Source organism: Mycobacterium sp. JS623 (assembly GCF_000328565.1).
Lineage (GTDB): Bacteria > Actinomycetota > Actinomycetes > Mycobacteriales > Mycobacteriaceae > Mycobacterium.
The window spans coordinates 4,421,980-4,444,751 of sequence record NC_019966.1; the positions used below are offsets into that span (position 1 = coordinate 4,421,980).

At 64.3% G+C, this 22,772-nt stretch carries 26 protein-coding genes and 2 pseudogenes; 12 read left to right on the forward strand and 16 right to left on the reverse strand.

Annotation, left to right across the window (positions count from 1 at the left end):
- Positions 1–393: a Rieske (2Fe-2S) protein gene (locus MYCSM_RS21555; RefSeq protein ID WP_015308289.1), complete on the forward strand. Its 393-nt coding sequence runs from the start codon at positions 1–3 to the stop codon at positions 391–393.
- A complete protein-coding gene (locus MYCSM_RS21560) occupies positions 390–1,262 on the forward strand; it encodes an alpha/beta fold hydrolase (RefSeq protein ID WP_015308290.1) in 873 nt (290 codons plus the stop codon). Before MYCSM_RS21555 ends, MYCSM_RS21560 begins: the two co-directional genes overlap by 4 nt.
- Here the strand turns inward: MYCSM_RS21560 and MYCSM_RS21565 are convergent.
- Positions 1,259–1,732, reverse strand: a complete 474-nt coding sequence (locus MYCSM_RS21565) for a hypothetical protein (RefSeq protein ID WP_015308291.1) — start codon at positions 1,730–1,732, stop codon at positions 1,259–1,261. The two genes, MYCSM_RS21560 and MYCSM_RS21565, sit on opposite strands and share 4 nt — an antisense overlap.
- A 45-nt stretch (positions 1,733–1,777) precedes the next feature.
- Here MYCSM_RS21565 and MYCSM_RS21570 point away from each other — a divergent pair, with 45 nt between their 5' ends.
- The 8 genes from MYCSM_RS21570 (at position 1,778) to MYCSM_RS21605 (ending at position 9,079) form a co-directional block, all read left to right on the forward strand.
- Positions 1,778–3,046 carry an NADH-ubiquinone oxidoreductase-F iron-sulfur binding region domain-containing protein gene (locus MYCSM_RS21570; RefSeq protein WP_015308292.1) on the forward strand — a complete coding sequence of 423 codons (1,269 nt, stop codon included), beginning with the start codon at positions 1,778–1,780 and terminating at the stop codon, positions 3,044–3,046.
- Positions 3,043–3,354, forward strand: a complete 312-nt coding sequence (locus MYCSM_RS21575) for a ferredoxin (protein ID WP_015308293.1) — start codon at positions 3,043–3,045, stop codon at positions 3,352–3,354. Before MYCSM_RS21570 ends, MYCSM_RS21575 begins: the two co-directional genes overlap by 4 nt.
- Positions 3,351–4,994, forward strand: coding sequence for a thiolase C-terminal domain-containing protein (locus MYCSM_RS21580; RefSeq protein WP_015308294.1), 1,644 nt, complete (start codon positions 3,351–3,353; stop codon positions 4,992–4,994). Before MYCSM_RS21575 ends, MYCSM_RS21580 begins: the two co-directional genes overlap by 4 nt.
- 61 nt (positions 4,995–5,055) lie before the next feature.
- Positions 5,056–5,940, forward strand: coding sequence for an alpha/beta hydrolase (locus MYCSM_RS21585; protein ID WP_015308295.1), 885 nt, complete (start codon positions 5,056–5,058; stop codon positions 5,938–5,940).
- The gene (locus MYCSM_RS21590; RefSeq protein ID WP_015308296.1) at positions 5,940–6,758 is read left to right on the forward strand and encodes an NAD(P)-dependent oxidoreductase; all 819 of its coding nucleotides are present in this window, start codon (positions 5,940–5,942) and stop codon (positions 6,756–6,758) included. Before MYCSM_RS21585 ends, MYCSM_RS21590 begins: the two co-directional genes overlap by 1 nt.
- Positions 6,755–7,555 carry an NAD(P)-dependent oxidoreductase gene (locus MYCSM_RS21595; protein ID WP_015308297.1) on the forward strand — a complete coding sequence of 267 codons (801 nt, stop codon included), beginning with the start codon at positions 6,755–6,757 and terminating at the stop codon, positions 7,553–7,555. The genes MYCSM_RS21590 and MYCSM_RS21595 overlap by 4 nt, the downstream gene beginning before the upstream one ends.
- 124 nt (positions 7,556–7,679) lie before the next feature.
- Complete coding sequence (locus MYCSM_RS21600) at positions 7,680–8,882, forward strand: cytochrome P450 (protein ID WP_015308298.1); 1,203 nt, start codon at positions 7,680–7,682, stop codon at positions 8,880–8,882.
- Complete coding sequence (locus MYCSM_RS21605; protein WP_015308299.1) at positions 8,879–9,079, forward strand: ferredoxin; 201 nt, start codon at positions 8,879–8,881, stop codon at positions 9,077–9,079. Before MYCSM_RS21600 ends, MYCSM_RS21605 begins: the two co-directional genes overlap by 4 nt.
- Before the next feature lie 111 nt (positions 9,080–9,190).
- Here MYCSM_RS21605 and MYCSM_RS21610 read toward each other — a convergent pair whose 3' ends face one another.
- From MYCSM_RS21610 to MYCSM_RS21665, 12 genes and pseudogenes are all read right to left on the reverse strand, one after another.
- Complete coding sequence (locus MYCSM_RS21610) at positions 9,191–9,475, reverse strand: DUF1330 domain-containing protein (protein WP_015308300.1); 285 nt, start codon at positions 9,473–9,475, stop codon at positions 9,191–9,193.
- Between the two features lie 13 nt (positions 9,476–9,488).
- Entirely contained in the window at positions 9,489–9,683 is a 195-nt protein-coding gene (locus MYCSM_RS21615; RefSeq protein WP_015308301.1) for a ferredoxin, read from the reverse strand.
- Complete coding sequence (locus tag MYCSM_RS21620; protein ID WP_015308302.1) at positions 9,680–10,954, reverse strand: cytochrome P450; 1,275 nt, start codon at positions 10,952–10,954, stop codon at positions 9,680–9,682. The genes MYCSM_RS21615 and MYCSM_RS21620 overlap by 4 nt, the downstream gene beginning before the upstream one ends.
- 107 nt (positions 10,955–11,061) lie before the next feature.
- A complete protein-coding gene (locus MYCSM_RS21625; RefSeq protein WP_015308303.1) occupies positions 11,062–11,907 on the reverse strand; it encodes a TauD/TfdA dioxygenase family protein in 846 nt (281 codons plus the stop codon).
- Positions 11,904–12,239: a hypothetical protein gene (locus MYCSM_RS21630; RefSeq protein WP_015308304.1), complete on the reverse strand. Its 336-nt coding sequence runs from the start codon at positions 12,237–12,239 to the stop codon at positions 11,904–11,906. Before MYCSM_RS21630 ends, MYCSM_RS21625 begins: the two co-directional genes overlap by 4 nt.
- Positions 12,240–12,241: 2 nt before the next feature.
- Positions 12,242–13,501 carry an aromatic ring-hydroxylating oxygenase subunit alpha gene (locus MYCSM_RS21635; RefSeq protein WP_015308305.1) on the reverse strand — a complete coding sequence of 420 codons (1,260 nt, stop codon included), beginning with the start codon at positions 13,499–13,501 and terminating at the stop codon, positions 12,242–12,244.
- Positions 13,502–13,513: 12 nt separating this feature from the next.
- Complete coding sequence (locus MYCSM_RS21640; protein WP_041312520.1) at positions 13,514–14,257, reverse strand: SDR family NAD(P)-dependent oxidoreductase; 744 nt, start codon at positions 14,255–14,257, stop codon at positions 13,514–13,516.
- Positions 14,258–14,264: 7 nt separating this feature from the next.
- A pseudogene (locus tag MYCSM_RS21645) lies at positions 14,265–14,549 on the reverse strand (2Fe-2S iron-sulfur cluster-binding protein); the annotation flags it as partial.
- A 49-nt stretch (positions 14,550–14,598) separates the two neighbouring features.
- Complete coding sequence (locus MYCSM_RS21650; RefSeq protein ID WP_015308308.1) at positions 14,599–15,066, reverse strand: MarR family winged helix-turn-helix transcriptional regulator; 468 nt, start codon at positions 15,064–15,066, stop codon at positions 14,599–14,601.
- Between the two features lie 15 nt (positions 15,067–15,081).
- Positions 15,082–16,317 carry a metal-dependent hydrolase family protein gene (locus MYCSM_RS21655; RefSeq protein ID WP_015308309.1) on the reverse strand — a complete coding sequence of 412 codons (1,236 nt, stop codon included), beginning with the start codon at positions 16,315–16,317 and terminating at the stop codon, positions 15,082–15,084.
- The gene (locus tag MYCSM_RS21660; protein ID WP_198344962.1) at positions 16,314–16,652 is read right to left on the reverse strand and encodes a hypothetical protein; all 339 of its coding nucleotides are present in this window, start codon (positions 16,650–16,652) and stop codon (positions 16,314–16,316) included. Before MYCSM_RS21660 ends, MYCSM_RS21655 begins: the two co-directional genes overlap by 4 nt.
- Positions 16,649–17,914, reverse strand: a complete 1,266-nt coding sequence (locus MYCSM_RS21665; protein WP_015308311.1) for an aromatic ring-hydroxylating oxygenase subunit alpha — start codon at positions 17,912–17,914, stop codon at positions 16,649–16,651. The genes MYCSM_RS21660 and MYCSM_RS21665 overlap by 4 nt, the downstream gene beginning before the upstream one ends.
- Before the next feature lie 119 nt (positions 17,915–18,033).
- Here MYCSM_RS21665 and MYCSM_RS21670 point away from each other — a divergent pair, with 119 nt between their 5' ends.
- Entirely contained in the window at positions 18,034–19,464 is a 1,431-nt protein-coding gene (locus tag MYCSM_RS21670; protein ID WP_442928537.1) for an aldehyde dehydrogenase, read from the forward strand.
- On the opposite strand, the gene MYCSM_RS21675 is transcribed toward MYCSM_RS21670, so the two are convergent.
- The 3 genes and pseudogenes from MYCSM_RS21675 to MYCSM_RS21680 all read right to left on the reverse strand — a co-directional run bounded on the left by MYCSM_RS21675 (position 19,465) and on the right by MYCSM_RS21680 (position 21,806).
- Complete coding sequence (locus MYCSM_RS21675; protein WP_015308313.1) at positions 19,465–20,388, reverse strand: LLM class F420-dependent oxidoreductase; 924 nt, start codon at positions 20,386–20,388, stop codon at positions 19,465–19,467. It lies immediately after the preceding gene.
- Between the two features lie 55 nt (positions 20,389–20,443).
- Positions 20,444–20,557, reverse strand: a pseudogene (locus MYCSM_RS38360) (TetR/AcrR family transcriptional regulator); the annotation flags it as partial.
- A 73-nt stretch (positions 20,558–20,630) separates the two neighbouring features.
- Entirely contained in the window at positions 20,631–21,806 is a 1,176-nt protein-coding gene (locus tag MYCSM_RS21680) for an acyl-CoA dehydrogenase family protein (protein ID WP_015308314.1), read from the reverse strand.
- A gap of 56 nt (positions 21,807–21,862) precedes the next feature.
- Between MYCSM_RS21680 and MYCSM_RS21685 the strand changes: the two genes are divergently transcribed.
- Positions 21,863–22,771: an NAD-dependent epimerase/dehydratase family protein gene (locus MYCSM_RS21685; RefSeq protein WP_041314652.1), complete on the forward strand. Its 909-nt coding sequence runs from the start codon at positions 21,863–21,865 to the stop codon at positions 22,769–22,771.
- Position 22,772: the final 1 nt, after the last annotated feature.

Genomic DNA, 22,772 nt, shown 5'->3' on the forward strand with positions numbered 1-22,772 from the left:
GTGAGCGACGAAAAGAAGACGCCTCGGCTGGCGCAGGGGCGTGAGCATGTGGTCGCGACAGTCGACGAGATCCCGCCCGGCACACACAAGCTCGTGTCCATCGGGCGCCATGGCGTTGGCGTCTACAACGTCAACGGCAATTTCTACGCGATCGCGAACTACTGCCCCCACGAAGGCGGGCCGCTGTGTTCAGGCCGGGCTCGCGGTCGCACGGTCGTGGACGACAATGTCCCTGGCGACGCGGTGATGGTCCGCGATCTCGAATACATTTACTGTCCCTGGCACCAATGGGGTTTCGAACTCGCGACCGGAACAACCGCAGTCAAACCGGAGTGGAGCATTCGCACGTATCCCGTCCGAGTGGTTGGCAAAGATGTAATGGTGCAGGCATGACTGAACAGTCCATTGAAATCAATGGCGGCAACGTCGTCTACGAAATCCTCGGTGAGCACGGTGATTACATCGCGCTGACGCCGGGCGGTCGGTTCAGCAAGGACATCGACGGGCTGCGTCCGCTGGCCGAGGAACTGGTCAAGGGCGGCTACCGGGTGCTGCTGTGGGACCGTCCGAACTGCGGCAAGTCCGACGTGCAGTTCTATGGACAGAGCGAATCCCACATGCGTGCAGAGACACTGCACGCGTTGATCACCGGGCTGGGCATCGGACCATGCATCCTTGCGGGCGGTTCGGGCGGGGCCCGCGACTCGATGCTGACGACGATGCTTTACCCCGAGATCGTCCGAAAACTCGTGGTGTGGAACATTGTCGGCGGTGTGTACGGCACGTTCGTCCTCGGTTCGTACTACATCGTGCCGAGCATCCTCGCGGTGCGGGGCGCCGGGATGAAGGGCGTCATTCACGTCGACGAGTGGAAGAAGCGCATCGAAGACAACCCCGCAAACCGCGAACGCTTCATGGCGCTCGACCCCGACGACTTCCTCAGGCTGATGTTGCGCTGGCTCAACGCGTTCGTCTCGAAGCCCGGCCAGACGATCCCCGGTGTCGACGACGAGATGTTCGACAACATCAAGGTGCCGACGCTGATCATCCGCGGCGGCGAGAACGACCTGGACCACCCGAAGCGGACTTCGCTGGAGGTCAGCTGCCTCATCAAGGGCTCAGAGCTGATCGACCCGCCGTGGCCGGAGGATGCGTGGGAGCGTGCTGGTGAGGAGCGTGCCTCGGGAAAGGTAAAGCGGTTCAACATGTTCGACACGTGGGTGCAGGCCGCGCCCGCAATCCTGAAGTTCCTGGACGGCTAGATAGTGCGGATCTGGACTTCACAGTTGAGGGACGCCTCGAGCGCAGTGTGGATGCGGCTCTCCGGGACGCGCTCGAGGTCCACCTTGCGCAGGGTCACGTGCACCACGTCCCAGCCGTCGTCGCAGGGCACGCGTTCGATGTCGCCGGTCACTCCGAAGCCGGCCAGCACGCCGCGGGCATCGTCATCGGTGCCCCGACTGATGTACGTGAGTACTCCCGGCGTCGGCGTGGTGCCGAATGCGTTGGCGCACAAGTCGACCGCTCGGCGCTCGAGTTCGGCAGGATTGTCTCCGGCGATCAACAACTCCACCTCACGCCGCTGCGGCGGCAGGTTGGTGAGGTCGTTCTCAACCAACTCGAACCCCGCCGGTGCGGCCAACTCGCGCAGGCGCGCCATGCCGTCGCGTACCTGCGCGGCCGTGAGTTCCCCGCCCCGGTCCACACCGACGCGCACCACCGCAGTCCTCATGCCGGTCAGCCTATCCAGAGGCAGCAGGGCCCGAAAGGACCTCCCATGACCTCCACCGCGACCGATCTCATCATCGCCGCGTCGCCGAACTGCGAGCCGCGGCTGCTGCGCCCGTCGGCTGGCAGTGACTACCGGCCGCTCGACGATGCCGATGCGCTGCTGGAGCAGGTCGACCTGTCGGGGCTTCTTGGTCGTGGCGGCGCCGCCTTTCCTCTTGGCACCAAGTTGCGCACGGTGCGCGACGCCGGACGCCCGGGCTTCGAAACGGTGGTCGTCGCGAATGGGGAAGAGGGTGAACCCGCGTCGATCAAGGACCGGTGGCTGCTGCGCAACCGACCGCATCTGGTACTCGACGGGCTGCGCCTGGCGACCGCGATGGTGGGCGCAAGCCGGGCGTATGTGTATGTCTCCGACCAACAGTCGGCCACGGCGGTGGCCGGTGCGCTCGGTGAACTGAAGCCCGGGACCTTCGGCGAGACCGCCGTCAGCGTCGTCACCGTGGAACCCACCTACGTCGCGGGCGAGGAAACAGCCGCGATACGCCGCATCAACGGCGGACCGGCGAAACCGACCGACAAACCACCTCGCCCGTTCGAAGAAGGCGTGTTGGGCCTGCCGACGATGGTCAGCAATGTCGAGACGCTGGCCAACCTCCCGTTCATCCACGAGCACGGCGCGCAGGAGTTTCGCACGGTCGGGACGCCGATGTCGCCGGGCACCTTCCTCGCCACCATCACGGGTGCTGGTCGGCCCGCAGCGCTGTACGAGTTACCGCACGGCACAGCGTTTTCTGAGCTGCTGACATTGCACGGCCTGCCGGCCGAGTCGGTGCGCGGTGCACTGATGGGTGGCTACTTCGCCGGCCTGCTCAACACCGAGATTCTCGACGCGACGCTCGACCACGAGACGATCCGTCGGCTCGGCAGCGGTCTCGGCTGCGGTGCGATGTCGATTCTGACCGACGACTGCCCGGTCGCCGTCGCCGCCTCGGTGATGTCGTACTTCGACCGCGAGAACGCGGGCCAGTGCGGATCGTGCTTCAACGGCACCGCGGCGATGGCAGCCGTCACGTCGGCGTTACGCGATGGTGTGGCAACCGACGAAGACCTCGTTCGTCTCGAACGATGGTCGGTCGTGCTACGCGGCCGCGGCGCGTGCGGCACCCTCGACGGCGCCACCAACGTCGCCGCGAGCCTGCTGCGGCAGTTTCCCCAACTGGTCGCGCAACATCTCGCGAACGATTGCCCAACCTGTCGGACCGCCGCGTTCGAGGCAGTGCGGCCCTACGAAGTGGAGGCGGTGGCGCATCCATGAGTGACGGCTTGCGGATTCGGCTCGATCGAACACTCTGCGACGGTTTCGGCATCTGCGGCAAGCACGCCCCCGAGTATTTCTCGCTCGACGACTGGGGCTACGCGTCGCTGATCGGCGACGGCACCGTGCCCGAGAAGGACCGTGATGCGGTCATGCGGGCGCTGCTCGACTGCCCCGTGCACGCGATCATCTACATGGGTGAGCACCGGCCAACAAGTGACGGAGCCGCGCACCCCGATGCGCAGGAATCACCGGAGCCCCAGCCCAAAACCGATGACAGCGAGGCGATCTCGGGATTCGTCCGGTGACCCGGCCGCTGCCCGAACTCACGATCCAGAACGAGTTCTTCTGGACCGCAGGAGGCGACGGCGTACTGCGCATCCAGGAGTGCCGCGATTGTGAGGCGCTGATCCATCCGCCACAGCCGGTGTGCCGGTATTGCCGCGGCCGCAACATGGGCGTGCGCGACGTGTCCGGCAAAGCCACACTGTCGGCGTTCACGGTGAACCACCGATTCGGCTTCTCCGACCTGCCGCCGCCGTATGTGGTGGCGCAGGTCGCCATCCTCGAGGATCCGCGAGTTCGCCTGACCACCAACATCGTTGAATGCGAGCCAGACTCGCTGGAGCTCGGCCAGGTTGTCGAGGTCGTCTTCGAGAAGATCGAAGATGTCTGGCTGCCGCTGTTTCGGCCCACGGCCGAGACCCAGTCGGGGCCGCAGGCCGTCGACGAGATCGCGCCGCAGGACTTCGGCAGGTACGTCGCCCCGATGCTCACCGAGGCGAAGTTCGAGGAGCGCTCGGCGATCACCGGCATCGGTATGTCGAAGCTCGGCAGGCGGCAGATGGTGCCGCCGCTGTCGCTGACCATCGACGCGTGCGAACAAGCTGTCGCCGACGCGGGTCTGACGTTCGACGACATCGACGGCCTTTCCACATATCCCGGGCTCGATATCGCAGGCATGGGCGAGGGCGGGGTCAGCGCCGTGGAAGGCGCGCTCGGGTTGCGACCGACATGGATCAACGGCGGCATGGACACCTTCGGCCCGGGCGGTTCGGTCATCGCGGCGATGACAGCGATCGCCACCGGGATGGCCCGCCACGTGCTGTGCTTCCGCACATTGTGGGAGGCGACGTTCCAGCAGCTGATGAAGGAAGGCCGGATGTCCCCGCCTGGAGGCGCGCGGACCTCCAGTTGGCAGATGCCCTTTGGCGCGACATCGGCGGCGCATACGTTGGCGCTCAACGCCCAACGTCACTTCGACCGCTACGGCACTACGAGGGAGACGCTCGGCTGGATCGCGTTGAACCAGCGCGCCAATGCGGCGTTGAACCCAACGGCGATCTATCGCGATCCGATGTCCATGGACGACTATCTGAGCGCCCGGATGATCACCACACCGTTCGGGTTGTACGACTGCGACGTCCCATGCGACGGCGCAATCGCGGTGGTCGTCTCGGCCGTCGACGTCGCCAAGGACATGCCTAAAAAGCCCGTGTTGTTCGAGGCAGTCGGAACCCAGATCGTCGAACGCACCGACTGGGATCAGACCACGATGACGCATGAGCCGCAGGTGCTTGGACAGTCCGCACACTTGTGGACGCGAACATCGCTGCGGCCCAAGGATGTCGACGTCGCCGAGCTCTACGATGGTTTCTCGTTCAACTGCCTGTCTTGGCTGGAGGCCCTTGGCTTCTGTGGCATCGGCGAGGCGAAGGACTTTCTCGACGGAGGCAAAGCGATTGCCCGCGACGGGGTGATTCCGCTGAACACCCACGGTGGTCAGCTGTCGCATGGCCGCACGCACGGCATGGGCCTGATCCATGAAGCCGTGACGCAGTTGCGCGGCGATGCGGGTGAGCGCCAAGTGAAGGATGCGCGGGTCGCGGTGGTCAGCAGCGGCGGCCTCACGCCGAGCGGGGCGATCCTGATGCGGACGGACACATGAGCGAAGCTTGCGAGCGAATATTCGGAACAGCATGCGGGAACCGAGCATGCGAGGTCACCGCATGAGCCCGCGGCCGCGCGTCGTGATTGTCGACGGCGTGCCAATGTCGGGCCTGATTGCGCCCGCAGACGATCCCAAAGCGGTCGTCGTCGCGTTTCACGGCGGGGCAAGCACCGCTGCGTATTTCGACTGCCCGGGCCATCCGGACTTGTCGATTCTGCGCACCGGCGTCGCCCAGGGCTACACGATGGTGGCGCTCGACCGGCCGGGCTACGGTGCGTCGGCACCCTACCCCGACGCGATGGCGCGCCCCGAACAGCGGGTGGCGCTGACGTACGGGGCGATCGACAAGATCCTGGGCGCCGACCCTCGCGGGGCCGGACTGGTACTGCTCGGCCATTCGGCGGGCTGTGAACTCGCAGTGCGACTGGCCGCGCACCAGCGTGCCGAAGCCGATGTCATCGGTCTCGAATTGGCAGGCACCGGTGTGGAATACCACCCGGCGACGGCGGAGATCCTGAAGACCGCCACCGCCACTCAGCGCCCCAAGGGACTTCGCGACATCCTGTGGCAGCCCGAGCACTTGTATCCCGACGATGTGTTGTCGGGCATGACGAACTCGACGACCGGTGCTCTCTACGAGATCGACATGACGCAACGCTGGCCACGGCAATACTTTCCGGAGCTCGCGGCGCGCATAGCTGTGCCAGTGCAGTTCACGGTCGCCGAACACGAGCGGGTATGGCGGTCGGATCCCGAGACGCTCGCGCAGATCGGCGCGATGTTCACCTCATCGCCGCGATTCACCGTCAATGAACAAGCCGGCACCGGTCACAACCTGTCGCTTTCACGCAGCGCCGCCGCGTATCACGCCAAGGTGCTGTCGTTCGTCGGGGAATGTGTTGCCGCGCACCAAGGCACATCGAAGGAACTGGAGGCGGGTTGATGCGCGTCGGATTCATCGGACTGGGCAGCCAGGGCGGGCCCATGGCGCGGCGGATCGTCGAGGGCGGCTTCGAGACCACGCTGTGGGCGCGCCGCGAGGCGAGCCTCGAACCGTATGCGGACACCGCTGCGAAGACCGCGGGTTCCCCCGCCGAGCTCGCCGCCGCCAGCGACCTGGTCTGCCTGTGCGTCGTCGGCGACGACGATGTCCGCGAGGTGGTGTACGGCGACACGGGAGTGTTGGCCGGCTTGGCGTCTGGCGGAATCGTCGCGATTCACAGCACGGTGCACCCCGACACCTGTAGGGAGATCGCCGAAAAGGCAGCCGCGCAAGGGGTTTCGGTGATCGACGCGCCGGTGAGCGGTGGCGGGCCAGCGGTTGAGGAGGGCACGCTGTTGGTCATGATCGGCGGCGACGAGGATGTCGTCGAGCGCTGCCGCCCGGTGTTCGCCACTTACGCCGACCCGATCGTGCACCTCGGCCCGCTCGGCAGCGGCCAGGTCACCAAGATCCTTAACAACCTGTTGTTCAGTGCCAACCTGGGCAGCGCGATCACCACACTCGAATTGGGCGACGCCCTCGGCATTCCGCGCGACAAGCTGTGTGAGGTGCTCAATCGCGGGTCGGCCGTCAGCAAGGCGCTCGGCAGCATCGCGGTGTTCGGCGGAACGCTGGACGGACTCGCGCCGATCGCCGGTGCGCTGTTACAGAAGGATGTTCGCCACGCAGCCAGCCTCGCCGCCAACGTGTCCGCGCCAGAGGGTGCCGTGTTCGGCGCGGCCGACGCCGCCTTGAAATCGATGGATCACCCGAGATGAGTCAGGTCGGTTTCGTCGGCGCGGGCCGCATGGGTGCGCCCATGGTGCGGCGCTTGGTCGAGGCCGGCCATGAGGTGCGCGCGCTCGGCAGATCCGTCGAGAAGCGCCGCGCCGCCAGCGAACTCGGCGCGCAGCCGGTCGCCGATCTGGCGGACATCGGAGCAGACGTCGACGTCGTCGTTGTCTGCGTGTTCACCGACGAGCAGGTCCACCAGGTCTGTTTGGACAGCGTGCTGCTGTCGACCATGCAATCCGGTGCCTCGGTCGTCATCCACACCACCGGCAGCCCGCGCACAGCGGAAACCATTGCCGCCGAGGCGTCGCCGTCGGGCATCGGTGTTGTCGACGCGCCGGTGAGTGGCGGCCCGCACGACATCGCCGCGGGACACGTGACGCTGTTTGTCGGCGGCCCCGACGACACCGTCGAGCGCGTCAGGCCTGTGCTGGCCAGCTACGGCGACCCGATCCTGCACGTCGGCCCGATCGGTGCGGGCCAAGGCGTCAAGCTGATCAACAACACGCTGTTCGCCGCGCAGATCGGGCTGCTGCACGAGGCCGTGCGGCTCGGTGAGCGGCTCGGCATCAACGAGAAGCGACTGCTCGACGCGATCGGCCACGGCAGCGCGGCGAGCCGGGTCGCGGACATTGTCGGGGCCCGCGGTTCGGTTGACGCGTTCATCGAAATGGTCGGCGAGTTCGTCGGCAAGGACGTCGCCGTCGCGCGCAAGACGGCGGCCGAACTCGGCAGCCAGCTGGGACTTCTCGACGACGTGATCAACGCAGGATTGCGGGGGTAGTCGATGGAAAACGCCGCGGTACTTAGCCCATTTCGGGGTATCTGGACAACGAAACTGTTAGCGTTACAGTTAGAGCGTATCTCGTAACGCTTCCGGCCATCAGCCCGCCGCGAAGGAGGAGTCCATGACCAAGCCGAAACTGAAGTTCAACCCGGTCGCGCAAGAGTACTTCGAAAACCCGTACGAGGTCTACAAGCGGATGCGGGACGAGGCACCCATCTACTACGACGAGGACGAGGACTTCTACGCGCTGACGCGGCACGCGGATGTGGCGGCGGCGCTGAAGGATTACGAGTCGTTCTCGTCGTCGCGCGGATGTGATCTCGGCATGGTGCGAACCGGCGAGGTACCGCAGAGGTCGATCATCTTCATGGACCCGCCCGACCATCGACACATGCGCAGCCTGCTCAACAAAGCGTTCACGCCGCGGGCCATCCAGTCGCAGCGCGACACCGTCGTCGAACTCGTCGAGCATTACCTGAGCAAGGTCGATCCCGACAACTTCGATGTTGTGCAGGACTTCTCCGGCCCGTTCCCGGTCGAGGTGATCACCCGGATGGCCGGCGTGCCGGAGGACTTCCGTCAGCAGGTTCGGCACTGGATCGACACCAGCCTGGAACGCGAGCCCGGTCAGATCGAACTGTCCGAGAAGAACATGCAGGCCAACATCGATTCGGCGATGTACTACTACAGCCTGGTTCAAGAGCGGCGGGAGAACCCGCAGGACGACATGATCAGCCGCCTCATCGCCGCCGAGATCCCGGACGATGAGGGCCATCTGCGCAAGCTCGACGACATCGAGATCACTGGGTTCACCACGCTGTTGGGCGGCGCGGGCGCCGAGACCGTCACCAAACTGGTCGGCAGCGCAGTGGTCGAGTTCGCCCGGCACCCCGAGCAGTGGCAGATGCTGCTCGACGACCGCAGCAAGGTACCCGATGCCGTCGAGGAACTGCTGCGCTACGTCGGCCCGGTGCAGTACAACGTGCGCTACACGTTGAAAGAGGCACACCTGCCCAGCGGCACCGTGCCCGCGCACAAGCCCGTGTTCCTGATGAAGGCCGCGGCCAACCGCGACCCGCGCGCGTTCGACAACGCCGAGACGTTCGACATCACGCGGGACAAGGCGCAGTCGCAGAACCTGGGTCTCGGCTACGGCATCCACAGCTGCCTCGGCGCTGCGCTGGCCCGGTTGGAGACGACGATCGCACTCGAGCACCTGCTCGACTTCATGCCACGGTATGAGGTCGATTTCGCTGGGCTGCACCGGGTGACGATGCAAAACGTCGCGGGCTACCGCAACGTTCCGGTGAAGGTGTTGAAGTGACTCAGAAGGTAGTGGTCGACTTCGGCCTGTGCGAAAGCAACGGGGTATGCATGGGCATCATCCCCGAGGTATTCCAGCTCGATGGCCAGGATTTCCTGCACATCCTGCAGGAGGAAGTGACGCCGCAGAACGAACAACAGATTCGCGAAGCGGTTCGGCAGTGCCCGCGACAGGCCATCTCGATATCTGACGAGTAACCAACCCCCGCAAGTAACCAACTAACCAGCTACCGCGAGCGTGCGTGTCTGCACACGACACTCCGCCAAAAATTGGCATTTTGCGCACGCTCGCGCCAGACGAGCGTTCAGTTACAGCCCCGCGACGATGACTCCGTTGCAGTCGGCGGCGGCCTGCCGCAGCTTGGCCGCCTCCTGGTAGGCATCCGAGTTGTACCACTCGCGGGCCGCTTCGACGGATTCGAACTCCAGCACGACGGTCTGCGTGCCGTGCCATTCACCCTCCAGCACTTCGGGTTTCGTGTCGAACGACAGCAGAGTCGAGCCGGCCATCGCCTTGCTCGCCAGCTTGCCGTACTCGGCCATCCCTGCCGGATCCTTGACGTCTTCGGTGATGATGATGTAACCCTTTGGCACTGAATCTCCTTGGCTAGTAGTTGATTTCGCTGATCGCTTGCTCTGGACAGTTCACGATGGCCTCCTGCGCCGCACCCTCGAGACCGGCGGGCACCTCCGACGGGTCGGCGACGGCATACCCGTCGTCGGTCATCTGGAACACATCCGGGCACAGCGTCAGGCACATGCCGTGGCCGCGGCAGCGATCCTCGTCGACCTTTACTTTCATGCGAGATCAAACTCCAAATGCAACTCAGTCAGTCCACGCAGTATGTACGTCGGAATGTATTGGTAGCGGCGGTCAGAGGCCGGACCGTGATGGGCCTCGCTGATCCGAATTTCGCTGGTCCGGTCCAGCAGTCGCTCCAGCCCGACCCGGGTTTCCGCGCGCGCCAGCGGGGCACCGGGGCAGCTGTGGATGCCGCGCCCGAACGCCAGATGCTGACGCGCGTTCTTACGTTCGGCATCGAAGCTGTCGGGATCCTCGAAGCGACGCGGGTCCCGGTTGGCCGCCCCGTTGATCACCATCACCGTGCACCCCGCAGCGAGGGCCTGATCGCCGACTGTTGTTGGGACACGCGACAATCGGAAGTCGCCCTTCACCGGGCTCTCGATACGCAGGCATTCCTCGATGAAGTTCGGCAGCAGACTGCGATCTTCGCGCAGCTTGCGCTGAATATCGGGCCGGTCGCCGATCACCTTCAACGCCGTGCCGAGCAAACGCACGGTCGTCTCCTGCCCTGCAGAGAAAACGTTGGTCGCGACCCGCACGACGTCCCCGACTTCTGGCACCGATCCGTCGGGGAAGTTCGCGGTCGCCAACCCCGTCAGCACATCGTCGCGAGGCTCTGCGCGACGGTCTTCGACGTACGTCGCAAAGATGTCGTACAGGTACTCCAGCGGCGTCTTGTTCAGCGACTTCTCAGCGTTGCCGAGCCCACCGCCATGGGTGCCGCGCGCGAGGCGCTCGATCAGTTCGCCGCGGTCCTCGTCAGGCACCCCGAGCAGGTCGGCGATGACGCGCAACGTGAACGGGCCCGCGAAGCCATTGATGAATTCACCTTCACCGGGCGCCAGGAAGGAGTCGAGCATGTCGTCGGCGATCTGCCACATCGCGTCCTCGTTCTCCTTGAGGCGCTTCGGGGTGATCAGTCGCATCAGCAGCGCCCGGTGGTTGGTGTGGGTCGGCGGATCGAGGGTGGGCAGCTGGTCGCTGAACGGAATCTCGTCGCGATGCTGCTCGATCAACTCGGTGACATCGTCACCTTCAAGCGCGACGGGGAACCCCGGGAACGGGCCGGTGACCGAGATGCAGGACGAAAACGTCTGCTCGTCGTTGTAGACGTCGACTGCTTCCTGCCAGCCCGTCACCATGGTCACGCCGTAGTGGTCTTCACGGCTGACCGGGCACTTGTTGCGAAGCGCCTCGTAGAACGGGTACGGGTCATCCGTCAGACGGCTGTCCCGGAAGAAGTCGACCGAGGTCAGGTCTTCCGCCATGCTTGCTCCGTTTCAACGATCTCGTCAGGCGAGAACGTGATTCTCATCTGCGGGTATTAGATTTCCATAGTGGCTCGTCGTCGTCAACGACGGGGCCCTACCAGGCATTACTGAATCGGCTCGTCCCCGAGAACGGTGGTGCGCAGCATCTCGCGCTGCGAATCCGGCGCATAGGGCGCAGCCCGGTGCAGGACGCCGCGGTTGTCCCAGATGACGGTATCGCCGACCGACCACGTGTGGCTGTAGACCTTGTCCGCACTGGTGGCGCGATCCAATAGCTCCGCCAGAAGCGCCGCGCTTTCATCGGGCGCCATGCCGACGACATAGTCGGCAGACGCCCCCAGCACCAGCGACTTGCGACCGCTGCGGTGCGTCCACACCAGCGGGTGCTCGTGGGTGGGCCGGGCCCGCCAGCGCGCCAACTCCTCCGGATTCGGATCGGGGTTGACTCGGCGCTGCGATGCCTCGAGTGAGTGCACCACCCGCAGCGTTGCGACGCGCTCCTTGTCCTCGTCGCTCAGCTCGTCGTAGGCGCCATAGGTACTGGCGAACTCGGTCTCACCGCCGCGGTCAGCGACCTGGACCGCGGATAACACCGTCGCCTTCTGCGGGAACTCGTCTTTCATAGGAGTACAGCCGTCGATGTGCCAATCGAACGTCGCACGTAGGTAGGACGCCGACGCGTTCTTCGACTTGTCCAGGGTGATCGGATAGATGCCAGCGACGGGGTGGTGTCCGTCCGAAGAGTGGTCGATCTCGCCGAGCCGGCGGCAAAACGTCACCTGCGCTTGCGGATTCAGCCCAAGCCGGGGGAACACCAGCACGCCGTTTTCTTCCAGCGCATCGAGCACAGCAGCCGCGAGCAGCTCATCGTCTGCCAACCGGTCGGAGTCGACACCGACCACCTCGGCGCCGACCGACTCGGTCAGCTTGTTGATGGTCAGCAGGCTCATGGCACCGGCTCCCCTATCCGATCGATGACCGCATCGGCGGAGTCGGTCGGTTTCTGCTGGCCGAACACCTCGACGGCCATCGACACCATGATCATCGAGTAGACCAGGTGCAGGAGGTTCAGCGCATCGTCGGGCACATCGTCGAGCGGGAACTTGTCGCAGTAGTCGATCGCCTCTTCAAATCGAGGAGTGAAGGCGTCGTAGAACTCGCGGATCTCGGGCATCGGCGTCGACAGCCGGGCCGTCCACCGCTCGGGTTCAGTTGGCAGACACCACTTGTCAGCAAATCGTTCGAACTCCGCGAAGGCACTGGGAAGTCGCTTGTCAGACACGGTCACACCTCCACCGGGCTGCGCTCGCGTTGATACTGCTCGACCCAGTCCACGGCCACCTTGTGCAAGTGGCGCACCAGGATCTCCTGGTCGCTGAGCGGGAAGTCGTCGACGACGTCGTACTCCAGCGCCGCCTGCGTGCCGCCCAACATGCCGGCGTCCTGCAGTGCGAACTCCTTGAGCACCACCGACGCGACCTCGTGTTCGATGCGCTCGCGCACGGTGCGGGCCGGATGAAATGCGTTGTACGCCTCGAACTTATGGGTGCTGTGCGATGTCGGCCAGTACCTGTACAGCAGGTACCACCCGTGATAGATCAGGATCTCGAGATTCGGGAAGATCTGGAAGTTGGTGATCCCCCACGGTTCGATGCCGCCGGGATTGAGGCCTGCCGACTGATGCGTCTCCGGAGTCCGCCACGGCCCCACCAGCCCGCTGCGCGTGACCCGTTCGACCGGATACATGTACTCCGGATCCAGCAACCACCTGCGGGTACCGGCTGTGGACACCAACCGGTGCGGACCGTCGATCTGGAAGTGGCCACACTCGAAGGTCGCATTGGGCTGCCGCACCGCGGTGGGCACTTGCTGTGAGTGCAAGGAAGGCACGTGGTAGTACTCCTGGAAGGCGTCGGCGAAGATCTTCCAGTTGCTGTTGTTGTGGGCGACGAAATCGTAGCGCTCGGTCATCATTTCGAACGGATAATCGTCGAGCGCGGTGATCATCGGGCCGAGAAACTCGCGAAGACTCCATCGCGGTTCCGGGTCCAGGTTGATGAAGATGAAGCCATTCCAGATGTCGCAGTTGACCGCCCGCAGTCCGTACTGCTCGATGCCGAGGTCGAAGAACTCGCCAGGCTGCTGGACGAACGTCAACGCGCCTTCGAGGTCGTAGCGCCAACCGTGGTACTTGCACGTGAACTGACGGCAGGAGCCCTTGACCTCCTCATTCGGAAAGTCGTTCCACACCAACTTGTTTCCACGATGGCGGCAGACGTTGTAGAACGCACGAATCGTCTGGTCCTTGCCCCTGACGACAATCACTGATGTCTTGGCCGCATCGATCTGCTTGGTGAGATAGCTGCCGACGCGCGGAAGTTCCTCCACCCGAGCGACATTCAGCCAGGCGCGTTTGAAGATGGCTTCCCGTTCGAGTTCATAGAATTCCGGCGACGTCGAGTCGCGAAACGAGATCGGACCGGTTCCGAGCTCGGGGTAATGTTCGGTCCAGCTGCCCTCGGCCGGTTTAGGCCAGCGCCCCATCGCGTCCTCCTCTCACAACACCGCTCCGCCGTTGACCCCCAGGACCTGCCCGGTGATGAAGCCCGCTTCGTCTGAACACAGGAATCCGACCGCAGCGGCAATGTCGTCGCCGGTGCCAAGGTGACCGAGCGGGACGCTGGCCGCCATCTGTTCGTTGGAAGGGAGGTGCCCGGCGGCCTGCCCTCGGTGCTGCATCGGCGTCTCGATCGCCGACGGCGGAATGTTGTTGACCGTGATGCCCAGCGGACCGTATTCGCGGGCAAGCGATTTGGTCAGGGACAACAGCGCCCCCTTCGAGGCGGCGTAGTGCGCCATCTTCGGGGACCCCCGCTGGGCGCTCGACGACGAGATCATCACGATGCGACCCCAGCCCGCCTCGACCATGTCCGGCACCGCGACCTGACAACAGTGGAAAGTGCCGGTCAGGTTCACCGCGATCATGCGGTCCCACGACTCGGGCGTGATCTCGGTGAAAGGCGCGAAATCAAACAGGCCGGCACTGGTCACGAGGATGTGCACAGGACCGAGCTCCGTCCGCACCTTGGCGAACGCTTCCTCGACCGCGGCGCGATCGCTGACGTCGGCGGCCACGGCCAATGCGGTCACACCTTCGGCTCGCAACTCTTCGGAAACACGTTGCGCCCCTTGGCCGTCGATGTCCATCACCGCGACCTTGTGCCCGCGCCGTCCCAGCTCACGGCAGGTCGCTTCCCCCATGCCGGAAGCGCCTCCGGTCACCACCGCGACTCTCATAATCCGCTTTCTAGTAGTCGTAGGTCAGCCGCACCGTAGGGCTGGTCGGCAGGGCCTGACAGGTGAGCACGTATCCGTCGGCGACCTCGTCGTCTTCGAGTGCGTCGTTGTTGACCATTCGTGCGCTGCCCTCGGTGATGCGGGCCATGCACGTGCCGCAGGAGCCGGTTTCGCACGAATACGGCGCCTGCAGGCCGGCGGACCGCGCGGTCTGCAACAACGTGTCACCAGCGCGGTAAGGCGCGGCCGTCTTGCGGCGCTCGAGTTCGATGACCACCTCTTCGGTGCGCACCGCGGTGTCTTCACTCATCAACCGCGATATTATCAAGTACTTGTCATTAATATCAACTACTTGCTACATCAGGACCGATGTGATCGGTGTGCAATTTGTGCCCTGTGCCCTGCTCGATCACCCGGCCCAGCAGCTCTTTGAGCTTTTCCTGCTCTTCACTACTGAGGACTCCAAAGACCCTGTCGTTGGCGGCGATCGCATCGCTGACCACGGCCTCGGCCACCTTGCGTCCCTGATCCGTCAGAAATGCCTGCAATATCCGGCCGTGCTGCGGATCCTGTTTACGCTCGACCAGGCCGCGGCGCTCCAGCTCCTTGAGCGCCAGTTGTACCCCCTGCGGACTGATGAGCAGACGACGCGCGAGCTCGGCTCCCGACAGGCCGGGCTCGGTGGCCAGTTGGCGCAGCATGCCGATCTGCGCGGTGCTGACGCCGTGGTCACTGACCGAATCGTTCACCGTTGTCAGCGAGAAATACCACGCCTGCTTGAGCAACCAGAGAATGTTGTCCCGTTGTTCCACGCTCGCCTCCTCGGGTCAGCGTTTGTAAATCTGGCCGTTCTTCATCACGAACCGCACGTCGAGTGTGGTCGCGATGTCGCGCGACGGATCGCCAGGCACCGCGATGATGTCGGCAAGATATCCCGGTGCGAGACGGCCCAATTCGTCGTCCGCCTCGACCAGCTCGGCGCTGGTCACCGTCGCGGCCCGGATCGCCTCCATCGGGGTCATCCCCCGGTCCACCAGGGCACACAATTCTCTGGCGTTCTGTCCGTGCGGAATCGCGGGCGCATCGGTACCGCAGGCGATCCGCACGCCTGCAGCAATCGCCTTGGGCAGCATGGCCTGTGCCCGCGGGAAGACCTCCTCCGCCTTCTTACGCAGCTCTGGCGCGATGCGGTCGACGGCCATCGCCTCGGTCAGGTAGGTGGTCGAAACCAGGAACGTGCCGGTGTCCGCCATCATCTGAATCGTCTCGTCGCTGGCGAGGAAACCATGCTCGATACAGTCGATGCCTGCCCGGATGCAGGCGCGAATGGAGCTGTCCCCCACCGCATGTGCGGCCACGCGCACGCCTGCCCGGTGCGCCTCGTCCGCGATCGCCGCGAATTCCTCGTCCGAATACTGCTGCGCGCCTGGAGCGGTACTGTGCGACATCACGCCGCCCGAAGCGGACACTTTGATCAGCTTGGCGCCGTGCCGAACCTGATAGCGCACACACGCCCGGACGTCGTCGACACCGTTGGCGATGCCCTCGGCGACGGACAACGGCATGATCCCCGGCGCGAGTCGCTGGAACACCGTCGGGTCGAGGTGCCCGCCGTACGGTGTGACGGCATGGCCCGCCGGATAGATGCGGGGCCCGATGTGCCAGCCCTGGTCGATGGCGCGCTGCAGTGCAACGTCGAGCAGGTAGCCACCGGTCTTCACCATCAGCCCGAGATTGCGCACAGTCGTGAAGCCGGCTTCGAGGGTGGTCCGCGCGTTCACCGCGCCGCGCAACGTTCGGTACGCGGGGTCGTCCTGGACCCCGTGCATGGGACTCGGTAGCCCCTCCGGTCCGCCGGGGCCGCCGATGAGCAGGTTGAGCTCCATGTCCATCAGTCCCGGCAGCAGCGTCACGTCACCGAGATCGACATCCGTCGAATCAGCGGGCTGCTCAGCAGGATTGATCGCCTGGATCCGATCGCCATCGACCACCACCGCAGCGGGTGAAAGCACTTCGCCTACGTCGACGTCGGCCCAGCGGGCGGCGTGCAGAACAGTCGTCACGGGACCGGTTCGGAGATGCAGTCCAACGCGGTGGCACCGGAGTCGGGGACACGAGGCTGCTTCCAACATTCGACGGGGAACGACACCATGATCATCGAGTACAGCAGATGCATCAGGTTGAGGACGTCGTCGGGCATGTCGTCGAGCGGGAACTTGTCGCAGTAGGAGATCGCCTCCTCTGCTCGGGGAGTGATCGCGTCGTAGAAGGCCTGCATCTCGCCCATCGAACTGGCCATTCGCTTCGCAAAACGCTTGGGCTCGGAATCAAGACACCACTCGGAAAAGCGTTCCAAATCGGCGAATTCGGTGGGCAGCATTGCGGTCATCGCGTTCACACTCCCGCTGTCTTGCGCTGGTAGTCGTCCACCCAGGCGGCGGTCTCCTTGTGCAGGTGCCGAATGAGGATCTCCTGGTCGCACAACGGAAACCTGTCGATGACTTGTGACTCGACCATCGTCTGGGTGGCCTCGAGGGTGTTCGCGTCCTGCAGCGAGTACTCCTTGAACGACACGGCCGCCAATTCCTGAGCGATGCGCTCCCTTGGCGTGCGCGGTTGCGGGAAATACGCTGTGCCCTCGAATATGTGGCTGTTATGCGAGGTGGGCCAGTAGTGGTACGTCAGGTACCACCCCTGGCCCCAGATCAGGATCACGAAGTTCGGAAACAGCTGGAACGAATCCAAGCCCCACGGCTCACATTTCGCGGGATTGAGACCCGCAGGCATCTCGCCCAAATCGGGCTTGTCCCACGGTCCGAACAGCCCGCTCTGGCAGATGTCCTCCATCGGCTTGCGCATCTCGGAGTCCATCTCCCAGGCCCGGATGCCCGACGTGCTGACCAATCGATGCGGGCCGTCAATGCGGTAGTGCGGCGCCTCGAAACCCGCTTCCGCGGCGGCCTTCGAGTAGGCGGTCGGTGACTGGTTCGCATGCAGAACCGGCGCGTGATAGAACTCCTGGAACGCGTCCATATAGAGCTTCCAGTTCGCCTTCACCTCGGAGCGGTAATAGAACCGCGACGTCATCTTGTCGAACGGATAACCCTCTAGCCCAGTGATCATCGGTCCGAGGAAGTCGCGCAGGCTCTGTTCGGGTTCTGGCGCGAAGTTGACGAAGATGAAGCCTTCCCACACGTCGCAGTGCACCGGCACCAATCCGTACCGACTCTTGTCGAGGTCGAAGAACTCCCCCTCCTGCTGCACGAACGTGAGGTTGCCGTCCAAGTCATAGCGCCAGGCGTGGTACTTGCAGGTGAACTGGCGGCAGACGCCGCTGGTCTCCTCGAGAGGCATGTCATTCCACACCAGCTTGTTGCCGCGGTGCCGGCAGATGTTGTGGTACGCCTTGATCTCACCAGACCCGGTGCGCACCAAGATGATTGACGTGTTGACGACCTTCATTTCCTTGGTGAAGTAACTGCCCTTGCGCGGAAGTTGTTCAACGCGACCAACATTGAGCCACGCGCGCTTGAACACCGCATTTCGTTCCACCTCGTAGAACTCGGGGCTGATGGAGTCCTCATAGGACACCGGATCCGTCCCCAGCTGCGGGTAGTGCTCCGTCCAGCTGCCTTCGGGCGGTTTCGGAAAACGAGCCATCGCCTTCTCTCCTTCTCCACTCGGTAGCGCCGACGGTATATGCTCCAGGCAACAATCACAAGTAGTTGATATTGCCGTCGTGTCATTCGGAAGGAGACGGTCGAGTGCATCAGGACCAGCTGTTAATCGGCGGAAATTGGGCCAGGCCGAGCACCGACCGCCGCATCGAGGTGATCTCCCCGCACTCCGAAGAACCGGTGGCCCAGGTCGCAGCCGCAGGGACTGCCGACGTGGACACGGCGGTCGAGGCCGCACGGGTCGCATTCGATACGGGGTCGTGGTCTCGGCAGACACCAGCCGAGCGCGTCGACGCCGTGCGCCGGCTTGCCAAGGTGTACGGCGAACGGGGGTCCGAGATGGCCGAAGTGATCACCTCGGAGGTCGGTGCTCCGATCAGCTTCTCGCAGCGGGCTCAGGTGGGACTGCCCGCGATGATGATGAGTGCGTTCTGCGATGTGGCCGAGTCTTATCCGTGGCAGGAGGCGCGGCCGGGAAGGTACGGCGCCGACATCCACATCCATCGCGAGCCGGTTGGCGTCGTCGCCGCGATCGTGCCGTGGAACATGCCGCAGTTCCTGATCACCACCAAGCTGATTCCCGCGCTGTTGGCCGGGTGCACCGTCGTTCTCAAACCCGCACCGGAAGCACCACTGAACGCGCTGCTGCTGGCCGAGATGATCGCCGAGATCGGGTTGCCTGAGGGCGTCGTCAGTGTGCTGCCAGGCGACGCCGCCGTTGGCGAGTACCTGGTGAAACACCCTGGTGTGGACAAGGTTTCGTTCACCGGTTCGACGGCCGCAGGTAAGGCCGTCGCGACCGCATGCGCGACGGACCTGCGCCGCGTTAGCCTGGAACTCGGCGGCAAGTCCGCTGCGATCGTACTCGTGGACGCCGATCCGGGCGCCGTCGCCACCGGCGTGCGGTCGGCGAGCCTGTCGAACAGCGGCCAGATTTGCAATGCGCTGACCCGCATTCTGGTGCCGGCCGGCAGGGCCGATGAATTCACCGATGCGCTGGCCGCCGAGATGGCGTCGATGGTTATCGGCGACCCCACGGACAGCGCGACGCAGGTGGGTCCGCTTGTCGCGCGCCGTCAGCAGCAGCACGTGCGCGGCTACATCGAGAGCGGTCAGCAGCAGGGCGCCCGGCTCGTCGTCGGCGGGGCCGAGATGCCCGACGGCCTGGACCGGGGATGGTATGTCAAGCCGACGCTGTTCGACGGTGCCGACAACTCAATGCGAATCGCTCGCGAGGAGATCTTCGGCCCGGTGCTGACCGTGATCCCCTACACCGACGAGGACGACGCGATCGCCATCGCCAACGACTCCGACTACGGTCTGGCCGGATCGGTGTGGACCGACGACACCGACCGTGGCCTTGCGATCGCCGCACGCATCCGCACCGGCACCTTCGGCGTCAACCAGGGCTACACCATGGATCCGTTCGCTCCGTTCGGCGGCGTGAAGGCCAGCGGTTACGGACGCGAGCTGGGTCGTGAGGGCATCGACGGTTACACCGACACGAAATCCATTGCGGTGGCGGGGCACTGACTACGGTGCGGTCAGCGGCTTCAACGCCTCGCCGACCGCGGTGATCACGCCCGGCGTATAGCGATGGGTCGGCAGATTGACGATGACGCCATCGATGCCGACGTCGAGCACGCGGCGCTTGATCTCCTCTGCCGCTTGCTCGGGTGTGCCGGAGACAGCGCGCCCTCCGCGAGCTTCGTCCATCGCGCCATGGGATTCGAATCCGTCGACGACCACCGTGAGCAGACAGCTCGTTTCCAGCGTTGCCGGGTCGCGGTTGGCCTCCGCGCACCGTTGTTCGAGCGCGCGTAGCTTGCCGGGAAGGTCGTCCATGGGCGCGATGATGTTGAGGTGGTCGGCGTACTGGGCGGCGAGCCGGAACGTCTTCTTCTCCCCGCTACCCCCGAGCATCACCGGAATGTGGTCACGGTAGCGCGGCTCGTTGATGGCGCTTTCGGTGTGATACCACTTACCCGAAAAGCTGGGCCGCTCACCGTGAGTCATCGGAATGATGATCTGCAGTGCCTCTTCCAGCTTCTCGAAACGCTCTGTGAACGTGCTGAATTCGAAACCCAGCTGGTTGTGCTCGAGCTCAAACCACCCGGCCCCGATACCCAAGACCGCTCGCCCACCACTGATTACGTCCAGGGTCGTGATTTCCTTGGCCAACAGGGTCGGGTTGCGATAGGTGTTCCCGGTGACCAATGTCGAAAGCTGCACACGCTCGGTGGCGCTCGCCAGTGCGCCCAGCGTCGTGTAGGCCTCCAGCATCGGTTCATCGGGCTCCCCGAGCGTGGGCAGCTGATAGAAGTGATCCATCACCAAAACCGTGTCGAATCCGGCAGCTTCGGCTTCCGCGGCTTGGGCTCGCACCGCGGGGAACAGCTCTGTGACGGGTGTTCCGTATGAGAAATTGGGGATCTGCAATCCAAGTCGAATAGTCACGCCTCACGGTGACGACTGCCGGGCAGGATTTATTCCCCGGCCAACCGGCTCTACGTCAAGGGAGCTTGATTGCCGAGGTGTACATCTCCACGATCGGACGATAGAGGTCGACATCGTCGAGTTCGCTGCTCAACACGATGGCGTCGCTGGTCGCGATGAGTACGCTGGCTACGCCAGCGCGCCGACCCTGGCCGACTTGAGTCCGCGAATGGATGAGTTGTTTCTGTCTTCGCTACGCGAACTCAGCGAGCCGGTAGGCCCAACACGCGCTGCGCGATGATGTTGCGCTGTATCTCCGACGTGCCGCCCGAGATGGTGCCCGCATATGTGCCGATGTAACGGGTGAACCAGCTGCCTGTGAAAAGGTCTGGGCTGTAAGGGTTGTGGGGCGCGGTCAGCGCGGGACTGCGCAGGCCCTCGACACCCGCCGCGTCCAATGCATGCCGGAAAGCGTTCTGCTCTGCCTCAGACCCGAGCAGCTTCAGCACCGAAACGCCAGGGATGTCCCGCGCGCCGCGCGCCGCCTGCCCGAGCGCGACCGACCCCAACAGCCGCAGTGCTTGGTAGTCCATCGCGATCGTCGCGAAGCGGTCGCGGTCGAGCTCGCCGAGCGGTCGGTAGTCCTCGAGTAGCTGCTTCATCCTGTTGGCGAACGCCATCCACATCATCGTGCGTTCATGGCCGAGCGATCCGTTGGCGACTTTCCATCCGCCGCCAGCCGGACCGACGAGATTCTGCGCCGACACGCGCACATCGGTGAAGAACACCTCGTTGAAATCGAGGCTGTCGCGATCGAACACTGACGCAAACGGCCGACGCTCGACACCGGGCGTGTCGGTCGGGATCAGCAGCGCGCTGATGCCCTTGTGCTTTGGCGCATCGGCGTCGGTGCGCACGAAGGTCAGCAGGACATCGGCGTCATGCGCGCCCGACGTCCACACCTTCTGCCCGTTGACCACGAAATGGTCGCCGTCGAGCACCGCACGGGTGGCCAGCCCGGCCAAATCGGATCCTGCGCCAGGCTCACTCATGCCGAGGGCCGCTGTCATCTCCGCGCGAAGGATCGGAACGGCCCATTGTTGTTTCTGCTCGTCGGTTCCGAACGAGAGCAGCGACGCGGCGATGATGCCGACGCCCTGCGGGTTGAAGGAGTGGTAGATGCGCCGCCGCGACAGTTCCTCACGATGGACGAACTGTTGCAGCACGCCTGCGTTTCGACCGCCGAATTCGGGCGGATTGCCTGGCAGCAGCCAACCGTGGTCGAACTGCAACCGCTGCCAATCCCGCGCCCACTGCGGCACGTGAGCCGTCGACCGCGACCGCTCGGCGGCCTGCGCCTCGGTGGGCAGATGCTCGTCAAGGAACCTGCCGAACTCTGCGCGAAACTCCTCGACCTCGGCGTCGAACGTGAGTTGCACACCGCCAACATATCAAGTACTTAACATTTGCGCGCCGGTGCGCTATGACTGAATGGATGCTCCAATCGGAAAAGGTCCTCATCACCGGCGCGACTGGAAAGATCGCGTTTCCCATCGCCCGTGCGCTCGCCGAGCGCAATGAGGTCTGGGGCGCCGCCCGCCTGCGGGATCCGGCCGATCGGGACAAGCTTGCGGCCGCCGGTGTCAGACCCGTAGCGCTCGACATGAGCGCAGGTGATTTCTCGGCAGTGCCCGACGATTTCACTTACGTCTTCCATGCCGCAGTCGACGTCGGTGCCGGCGAATGGACGGACTGTGTGGACACCAACGCGCAGAAATCCGGCGACTTGCTCCACCACTGCCGCGCCGCCAAGGGCTTCGTCTTCTGCTCGACCGGCTCGGTCTACGGCTACCAAGGGCAGCGACCGCTTCGCGAGACCGATCCGCCAGGCGTTCCTCTTCGCGCCAACTACAGCTTCGCCAAGATCGCCGCCGAGGCGGTGTGCACGTGGGTTGCCAAGCAGTATCAGATCCCACTAACGATCATCCGGATCTGCTCCACCTACGGACCCGAAGGTGGAGCGCCCGCAGATCGTCTGGAGATGATGTTGGCCCACAAGCCGATTCGGCTTTACCCCGACAAGCCCAACAACTACAACCCGATCTATGAAGATGACTACGTCGAATTCGGCATCAAGGCCATGGAAGTCGCTTCGACGCCACCGGTCGTGGTGAACTGGGCAGGTAGCGAAACGGTCAGCATCGAGGACTACAGCGCCTACATGGGTGAGTTGGTCGGCGTCGAGCCCATATTCGAGTACACCGCCGACGCGCACACACCGTTATGGCCGGACGTGACACACATGCACGAGGTGCTCGGGTATACGAAAGTGCCATGGCGCGACGGTTTCCGGCGGATGATCGAAGCTCGCCATCCCGAAATCACTTTGACCGAAGGCAAATAAC